The organism is Emticicia sp., assembly GCF_049241225.1.
Classification (GTDB): Bacteria; Bacteroidota; Bacteroidia; order Cytophagales; family Spirosomataceae; genus Emticicia.
The window spans coordinates 43,036-44,919 of the sequence record NZ_JBMLRC010000129.1 but is presented as its reverse complement, the minus strand read 5'-3'; the positions used below and the strand labels follow the sequence as shown (position 1 = coordinate 44,919).

Sequence of the window (1,884 nt, the reverse complement as noted above, 5' to 3'; positions counted from 1 at the left end):
TAATCAATACTACCATTGGCTTGTGCCATAATCTGAATCGGAATAAACCGATAGGGTCTGAACTCAAACTCCTCAAATTTCACTTGCCTGTTACGAGCAAATTGATTAAAATCATAAATCACTTTTTTGGTTTCAATCTCAAAGTCTTTCCCTTCTTCTTTACCATCTTTCAACTGCACAACCGTGTATGGTTTATATTCCTCACCAATACGTTTAATTGCACCGACCTCTTTTTCAAATGCCTGCGGTCGATAAACTTTATTTTGTGCAGAAAGAGTAAAACTCAGCATTGCTAGACCATAGAATAATAGCTTTTTCATGTGCTTGATTAGATTTAGTTGGAGATATACAAATATAACTAAATTTTTAGTTATTAAATTATATTTATCTCAAAATTTATTTTTCGTGCTGAAATTCAAGCCATTACATTTTTAAGTAATTTTGAAAGTTGATTATACATAAAAAAATATGGTTAAAACAAAATCAGGTAAAGCCCCCGTAAACGGCATTGAGATTTATTACGAAACCTTCGGAAATGAACAAAATCCTGCGATTTTGCTTATCATGGGGCTCGATGCTCAGTGTGTAATTTATGGCGAAAATATGCTTAAACCCTTGGTTGATGCAGGGTTTTATGTCGTCAGATTCGATAATCGTGATATTGGGCTTTCGACATGGATGAACGATACTTGGCACCGAAGACGCCCCTACTCGCTCGAAGATATGGCGAAAGATAGTACAGAATTACTTGATTTTTTACAAATAGAAAAAGCTCATATCATCGGTGTTTCGATGGGAGGAATGATTGCTCAACACATTGCTATTGACTTTCCTGACAGAGTGTTGAGTTTAACTTCAATCATGTCGTCGGGCTACGCACTAAATCCAAAAGTTGCCACAAAGCTTAGTCACAAAATTTTACTGAAAGCTATACCATTTCTTATCAAGAGATTCTATATCAAAAACAAATACTCTAACCATAAAATCAGCGTTGGTAGCTATGTTGCCACTTATCGTTTCTTGCGTGGCAAACGTTTTGAATTTGACGAAAGCTATTTTCGAGAGGTTTTTACTGAAAGCATCGAACGCCGCAAAGGACAAAACCCACGAGCAAGATACCAGCAATTTTGTGCCATTGTAGCATCGGGTTCTCGACTCGAAAAATTACATAAAATAAAAGCACCAACGTTGGTGATTCACGGCACGGCAGACCCACTTGTGAATGCCAAACACGCAGAAATTTATGCTCCACTCATACCGAATTCAAAACTATTAATGGTGGAAGGCATGGGGCATGAACTTCCAAAAGGAGCATTGGCCGAAGTATTACCCGAAATTATAAAGCATATTTCGTAGAAAAGTAGGCGACTTATAAAAAAACTGAATCAGGCTACACGAGCAGTACTTTTGTATTTAGCGAAAATACACAACTTAATTTGACCGTAAGAACCTCGAATCTATAAAATATCACCCCTTCTGGGTTCTTTTTTATAGGTTCTTAAAATTAATTATAATCCTATCCTCCTTTCAGGATTATCAATTGACTGACCTTTTTTTATTTAATAACTCTTCAAAAAGTCCAATTTTTAAGCTATTTTTGCACCTCAATTTGGTGATTAGTTATCAGAATATTAGTTATTGGTTGAACATCTCAAATTACCAATAGCCAATTCCTAACTAACAAATTTACCAGTCACTAATTTACCAGTAACCAATTTACAGCAAAATGACTTCGCACGAAATTCGTAAGGCTTTTTTAGATTTCTTCAAAAGTAAAGAACATTTAATCGTTCCGTCTGCACCGCTTGTGGCCAAAAACGACCCAACTTTGATGTTTAATAACTCAGGAATGGCTCAATTCAAAGACTTTTTCTTGGGAAATGG

At 35.8% G+C, this 1,884-nt stretch carries 3 protein-coding genes; 2 read left to right on the top strand and 1 reads right to left on the bottom strand.

Features of this window, described 5'->3' with window-relative positions; all coding sequences use genetic code 11:
- On the bottom strand, positions 1–320 hold a 320-nt coding region (locus ACOVO2_RS08020), incomplete at its 3' end, for a hypothetical protein (RefSeq protein ID WP_421769461.1).
- A gap of 148 nt (positions 321–468) precedes the next feature.
- Here ACOVO2_RS08020 and ACOVO2_RS08015 point away from each other — a divergent pair.
- Both ACOVO2_RS08015 and ACOVO2_RS08010 read left to right on the top strand, forming a co-directional pair.
- The gene (locus tag ACOVO2_RS08015; protein ID WP_421769460.1) at positions 469–1,356 is read left to right on the top strand and encodes an alpha/beta fold hydrolase; all 888 of its coding nucleotides are present in this window, start codon (positions 469–471) and stop codon (positions 1,354–1,356) included.
- Between the two features lie 370 nt (positions 1,357–1,726).
- The coding region (locus ACOVO2_RS08010; protein WP_421769468.1) for an alanine--tRNA ligase-related protein at positions 1,727–1,884 on the top strand (158 nt) is incomplete at its 3' end.